General features: G+C 53.9%; 9 protein-coding genes. All 9 read left to right on the top strand.

Going from position 1 to position 6,070, the window contains the following annotated elements; genetic code table 11:
- Positions 1-132 precede the first annotated feature (132 nt).
- The 9 genes from G364_RS0111005 to tatD all read left to right on the top strand — a co-directional run bounded on the left by G364_RS0111005 (position 133) and on the right by tatD (position 6,069).
- Positions 133-333 carry a tautomerase family protein gene (locus G364_RS0111005; RefSeq protein ID WP_019935205.1) on the top strand — a complete coding sequence of 67 codons (201 nt, stop codon included), beginning with the start codon at positions 133-135 and terminating at the stop codon, positions 331-333.
- A gap of 70 nt (positions 334-403) precedes the next feature.
- Entirely contained in the window at positions 404-790 is a 387-nt protein-coding gene (gene crcB, locus G364_RS0111000; RefSeq protein ID WP_019935204.1) for a fluoride efflux transporter CrcB, read from the top strand.
- 58 nt (positions 791-848) lie between these two features.
- Positions 849-1,604: a bifunctional demethylmenaquinone methyltransferase/2-methoxy-6-polyprenyl-1,4-benzoquinol methylase UbiE gene (gene ubiE, locus G364_RS0110995; RefSeq protein WP_019935203.1), complete on the top strand. Its 756-nt coding sequence runs from the start codon at positions 849-851 to the stop codon at positions 1,602-1,604.
- Positions 1,604-2,221, top strand: coding sequence for a ubiquinone biosynthesis accessory factor UbiJ (locus tag G364_RS0110990; protein WP_019935202.1), 618 nt, complete (start codon positions 1,604-1,606; stop codon positions 2,219-2,221). Before ubiE ends, G364_RS0110990 begins: the two co-directional genes overlap by 1 nt.
- Positions 2,218-3,855, top strand: coding sequence for a ubiquinone biosynthesis regulatory protein kinase UbiB (ubiB, locus tag G364_RS0110985; protein WP_019935201.1), 1,638 nt, complete (start codon positions 2,218-2,220; stop codon positions 3,853-3,855). The genes G364_RS0110990 and ubiB overlap by 4 nt, the downstream gene beginning before the upstream one ends.
- Before the next feature lie 83 nt (positions 3,856-3,938).
- On the top strand, positions 3,939-4,187 hold the full coding sequence (tatA, locus tag G364_RS0110980) for a Sec-independent protein translocase subunit TatA (protein WP_019935200.1): 249 nt from the start codon (positions 3,939-3,941) through the stop codon (positions 4,185-4,187).
- A 3-nt stretch (positions 4,188-4,190) separates the two neighbouring features.
- Entirely contained in the window at positions 4,191-4,544 is a 354-nt protein-coding gene (gene tatB / locus G364_RS0110975; RefSeq protein WP_019935199.1) for a Sec-independent protein translocase protein TatB, read from the top strand.
- A complete protein-coding gene (tatC, locus tag G364_RS0110970) occupies positions 4,541-5,287 on the top strand; it encodes a twin-arginine translocase subunit TatC (RefSeq protein WP_019935198.1) in 747 nt (248 codons plus the stop codon). The genes tatB and tatC overlap by 4 nt, the downstream gene beginning before the upstream one ends.
- A complete protein-coding gene (gene tatD / locus G364_RS0110965; RefSeq protein ID WP_019935197.1) occupies positions 5,284-6,069 on the top strand; it encodes a 3'-5' ssDNA/RNA exonuclease TatD in 786 nt (261 codons plus the stop codon). The genes tatC and tatD overlap by 4 nt, the downstream gene beginning before the upstream one ends.
- The last annotated feature ends 1 nt before the right edge of the window (position 6,070 follow it).

Genomic DNA, 6,070 nt, shown 5'->3' with positions numbered 1-6,070 from the left:
ACCCAATAAGAAAAAGCCCTTCACTGATGTGAAGGGCTTTTTTCGTTTCTGCTTATTTTCCACCAAATTTGACTCAGTTCACATTTTTTACTCTAATACCGGCTCGTTTTTCGAACATATAAAGGAAAAATCATGCCGATTCTTAATATTGCCCTGATCGAAGGTCGCAGCAATGAGCAGAAGGAAGCCCTGATCAAGGAAGTGACTGATGCCTGTGTACGCGCTCTGGATGTAAAGCCGGAAACCGTACGTATTCTGCTGCAGGATATCGCCACTCAGGACTTTGGTGTGGCTGGTGAGTCCGTTCGGGCCAAGCGGGAACGTCAAGCCTGAGCCATTCGGCCATAGGTTTTTGATTTCGGCCGGCGTAAACTGATGTGATGTTACTTTACGCCGGTTGATCATGAAAACCCTGTTATTTGTGGCTTTTGGCGGTGCTGTGGGTGCCGCACTGCGCTTTGTTATTACCGAGCTGATGAGTCGCTGGCTCGGTCGTTCTTTCCCGTTTGGAACTCTCACCGTTAATCTGACAGGCTCTTTGCTGATAGGCATCTTTTTTATACTGGTGCAGCAGCAGGCGCTTAATGTTCACACTTGGCGTCCCTTTATGATGGTAGGCATGCTGGGTGCGCTGACCACCTTTTCTTCTTTTTCTCTTGATACGCTTCTGCTATTTGAGCACGGACAATGGTTTAAGGCCGGTCTGAATGTGTGCCTCAATGTGGTTTGCTGTATGATATTTACCTTTGTAGGAATGCAGATCACTCAAAGCCTGCTGGCTTCCCGTTAGTCCGGCCGGTGCATTTGCAGTACACTGGCTTACTTCGATTTTTACAGGTGTCTTGAGAATGTCAGAACAGCACAAGTCGACGACCCATTTCGGTTACCAGACCGTAAATGCCGATGAAAAAGAGCAGATGGTGGCCAGCGTATTCCACTCGGTGGCAGCCAAATATGACGTGATGAACGATTTGATGTCTTTTGGCATTCACCGCCTGTGGAAGCGCTTTACTATTGATTGCTCCGGCGTACGCCCGGGCCACAAGGTGCTGGATCTGGCTGGTGGCACTGGTGATCTGACCGCCAAGTTCTCCCGCATGGTAGGTGATCAGGGTCAGGTGGTACTGGCCGATATTAATGACTCCATGCTTAAGGTGGGCCGCGACAAGCTGCGCAACAAAGGCCTGGGCAGCAATATTGCCTATGTGCAGGCCAACGCCGAGGCGTTGCCTTTTCCGGATAATCACTTTGACCTGATCACTATCGCTTTTGGCCTGCGCAATGTCACCAACAAGGATAAAGCGCTGGCGTCCATGCAGCGAGTGCTCAAGCCCGGCGGCCGCCTGCTGGTACTGGAGTTCTCCAAGCCTCAGCATGAGATCATGAGCAAGTTGTACGACTTCTACTCCTTTAATGTGTTGCCAAAAATGGGTGCACTGGTCGCTCAGGACAGCGAAAGCTATCAATACCTGGCCGAGTCGATTCGTATGCATCCGGATCAGGAAACCCTCAAGCACATGATGGAAGAGGCCGGCCTGGAGCAGGTAGAGTATTTTAATCTCACCGACGGCGTAGTGGCGCTGCATCGCGGGTTCAAGTTCTGATGAAGGCTTTGCTGTTACCGCTATTGAACGGCACTCTGGAAACGGCTATTAACCGGATGCTGCAAAGCACCGGCAGTGCACAAAAGCTGAAATCTTTGCATGGTAAAGCATTGCAGCTTACGGTGACCGAGCTGACCAGCTTTTATCTGTTGTTTACCGGAGATCGCCTGGAGTTGCTGGGCAAGTATGAAGGCCCGGTCGACAGCCACCTCAGTCTCTCTCTCAGCGCGCTTGGTCTGCTAAAAGACAGAGGGCTGTTGATGCAGTACATACGCGATGGTCATATCGATCTGCAGGGGGATCCGCAACCCTGGCAGGATTTGAGTAGTGTACTGCGGGATAACCCTGTTGATATCGAAGAAATGCTGGTGCCCTATACCGGTGATGTACTGGCGCACCTGATTTGTCGCCATGGCCGTGAGACCAGACTGGCTTTACAACAGCGCGTTATCGAAGCCCGGCTGCATCTTGGTGACTTTGTACGGGAAGAAGCCCGGCTGGCGGTGGGGCCGCTGGAGCTGGCCGACTTTGGTGATGAAGTGGACGAGTTAAGCAAACGATTGAACCGCCTGCAGGGACGCCTGGCGACACTGACCGACAAGGTGACCCATTCATGAGAAAACTGCGGGAGCTGCGCCGTCTCTACCAGATTGGCCGTACTCTGTTTGACTACGGCCTGGATGAGCTGATTCCGGCCCGGCTGCAGATCTGGCCGGCTCGTATGGCTCGCAAAAGCCTGTTCTGGCTCAAGAACAAGCATCCGGACTTATCCCGGGGTAAACGTATTCGTCTCGCGCTGGAAAGTCTGGGGCCGGTGTTTATCAAGTTTGGCCAGATGCTTTCCACGCGGCGTGATCTGCTGCCGCCGGACATTGCTGAAGAGCTGGCCATGCTGCAAGACAGGGTCCCGCCCTTTGATGGCAAACTGGCCCGCCAGCAGATTGAACACAGCCTGCGTCAGCCCATTGAAACTTTGTTTGATGACTTTGACGAAAAGCCCCTGGCATCGGCTTCCATTGCCCAGGTACATACCGCCCGGCTGAAAACCGGTCAGGATATCGTGATCAAGGTGATTCGTCCGGGCATTGAGCGCACGATAGAGGCTGATGTCAGCCTGATGCATTCCATGGCCAGCTTAATCGCGCGGCTGGTGCCCGAGCGCAGCAGCCGGCTGCGGCCGGTAGAAGTAGTAGAGGAATACCGCAAAACCCTGCTTGATGAGCTTAACCTGCTGCGTGAAGGGGCCAACGCCATTCAGTTGCGCCGTAACTTTGAAGGCTCCCGTACTCTCTATGTGCCCGAGATCTACTCCAGTTACTGTCATGAAAATGTACTGGTGATGGAACGTATCTATGGTATACCGGTATCCGATATTGCAGCCTTGGAAGCTAACGGCACCAATATGCAGCTGCTGGCGGAGCGGGGCGTTGAGGTGTTCTTCACCCAGGTATTCCGGGACAGCTTTTTTCATGCCGATATGCACCCTGGCAATATTTTCGTGTCTTATGAGCACCCGCAAGACCCGCAGTGGATTGGTATTGACTGCGGCATTGTCGGCACCCTGAACCGGGACGACAAACGCTATCTGGCAGAGAACTTTCTGGCCTTTTTCAACCGTGACTACCGTAAGGTAGCCGAGCTGCATGTGGAGTCGGGCTGGGTGCCTGCCGACACCAAGGTGGAAGAATTCGAGTCGGCCATTCGTACTGTGCTCGAGCCCATTTTTGAAAAGCCCCTGTCAGAGATCTCTTTTGGCCATGTGCTGCTGAATCTGTTTAACACTGCCCGCCGCTTTAATATGGCGGTGCAGCCCCAGCTGGTGCTGCTGCAGAAAACCCTGCTCTATGTAGAAGGAGTCGGGCGGCAGCTTTATCCGCAGCTGGATCTGTGGAAAACCGCCAAACCGTTTCTGGAAGACTGGATGCAGAAGCAGGTGGGTTACAAAGCGGTGATCAATGGGGTTAAGGAAAATGCACCTTACTGGGCGGAAAAACTGCCGGAAATTCCGGAACTGGTTTATGACGCTTTGCGGCAGGCCAAGTTTCAGCAGCGGCAGATGAACGGCCTGTATGAGCGCTACGCTACTCATGATAAACGTCAGGGGCAGGGCCGTTTTTTGCTGGCCATGGGTGCCTCCACCCTGCTGGCCAGCACCCTGTTACTGGGCATGGATGAAAGCCGGCTGGCTCTGTCTGGCATGGTGCTGACTTTGGTTGTATGGTGGCTGGGATGGCGGCGAATAGCACGATAGTTTGATCCGGTATCAAATATTCGTCATATACCTGCAATATAATGGCCTTTTATCATTATCTGTTTGCAAAGGAAACGTGAGTTATGGGTGGAATCAGTATCTGGCAACTGCTTATCGTGGTACTTATTGTGGTACTGCTGTTTGGAACCAAAAAGTTGCGCGGCATGGGAAGTGACCTGGGCTCGGCAGTAAAAGGCTTTAAGAAAGCCATGAGCGACGAAGATCAGGATAAGAAAGACGCTGACTTCGAGCAGCAGAAGCTGGCCGACAAGAAAGAGCAGGCGGAGCCACAGAACGAGCAGGACAAAGCCAAAGATAAAGATCGGGTATAAGTCATGTTCGATATCGGTTTTTGGGAACTGGTGGTGATTTCCGTGATCGGGTTGTTGGTGCTGGGACCCGAGCGCCTGCCTGTTGCTATTCGCACCGTGTCCCGCATGTTTAAAACAGTACGGGATACCGCCAATGCGGTGAAAACCGAGCTGTCCCAGGAGCTGAAAATGGAAGAGCTGCACCGGGATCTGAAAAAAGCCGAGCAGCTCGGCATGAAGGATCTCAGCCCCGAGCTGCAGCAGTCCATCGACCAACTTAAAGACGCCGCCGCTTCCGTTAACCGGCCTTATGAAAAACGGCCCGAGCAAAGCGCGGATGAGTCCGTTAACACAGATCCCCGGAAACCATCTGAATGACTGAATCACAGCAGCCTCTGATCAGCCACCTGGTGGAGCTGAGGACACGCCTGTTGCGTGCCCTTGCCTCCGTGCTGGTGGTGTTTCTGGGGCTGGTTTATTTTGCCAACGATATCTATAGCCTGCTGGCTACGCCATTACTCAAGCAACTGCCGGAAGGGGCGGGCATGATAGCCACCGGAGTGGCCACGCCGTTTTTAACCCCTCTTAAACTGACGTTGATAGTGTCATTTTTTGCGGCCATTCCCATTGTGCTTTATCAGGTCTGGGCTTTTATTGCGCCGGGCCTGTACAAGCATGAAAAACGGCTGATAGCCCCTTTGGTGTTTTCCAGTGCTCTGCTGTTTTATGCCGGTGCGGCCTTTGCCTACTTTGTGGTGTTTCCGCTGGCCTTTGGTTTTTTCACCAGTATGGCACCGGAAGGGGTTACCATTGCCACCGATATTGCCAGTTATCTGGATTTCGTGCTGGGGCTGTTTATTGCTTTTGGCATCGCCTTTGAAATTCCTATTGCCACCATACTGCTGTGCTGGACCGGCGTCACCACGCCTAAGGATCTGGCCGCCAAGCGACCCTATGTGGTGGTGATCGTCTTTATCGTCGGCATGCTACTCACGCCGCCCGATGTGATCTCCCAGACCCTGCTGGCCATTCCCATGTGGCTGCTGTTTGAAATCGGTGTTTTCTTCGGGCGCTTCTATGTGCGTAAGCAAGAAGACGATGAGCAGGAAACCACGCCGTGATTGATATTGGCGTTAATCTCACCAGCTCTCAGTTCGATAAAGACAGAGAGGCGGTGTTGGCGCGGGCTCATGCTGCCGGCGTTACCGGCCTTATTCTGACCGGTACCAGCCTGACAGAAAGCCGGGCGGTGGCAGAGCTTGCTGCAGAGCGGCCCGGCTTTTGCTATGCCACCGCCGGGGTGCACCCCCATGATGCCAAAACCTTTGACGATACCACTCTGAATGAGTTGCGTGAGCTGGCGACACAACCCCAGGTGGTAGCCGTGGGGGAGTGTGGTCTCGATTTTAACCGGGATTTTTCGCCCCGGCCCCGGCAGGAGGCGGCCTTTGAGGCTCAGCTGGCCCTGGCCGCCGAGCTGCAATTGCCGGTGTTTATGCACTGCCGGGATGCCCATGAGCGGTTTATAGCCATTCTCTCACCATGGCGGGATCGCCTGCCGGCGGCAGTATTGCACTGCTTTACCGGCACTGAGGATGAGCTGAACGACTGCCTGGCACTGGACCTGCATATCGGCATTACCGGCTGGATCTGTGATGAGCGCCGGGGCAGAGAGCTGCAGCGGCTGGTATCACTGATCCCGCCTGAGCGGCTGATGATGGAAACTGACAGCCCTTATCTTATTCCCCGGGACTTGTCTCCCAGGCCGGCCTCCCGTCGCAACGAACCCGCTTATCTGCCCCATATTGCCGGGCGTATTGCCGCCTGCCGGGGTGAACATACCGCTGAGCTGATTGCGGCAACCACCGCGACCAGCAGGCGCTTTTTTCAACTTCAGGAGTGAA

This window comes from Oceanimonas smirnovii ATCC BAA-899 (genome assembly GCF_000381965.1).
In the GTDB taxonomy this organism is placed as follows: domain Bacteria; phylum Pseudomonadota; class Gammaproteobacteria; order Enterobacterales; family Aeromonadaceae; genus Oceanimonas; species Oceanimonas smirnovii.
Note: the sequence above shows the minus strand (reverse complement) of the source record. Positions and strands in the feature narration are given on the sequence as shown.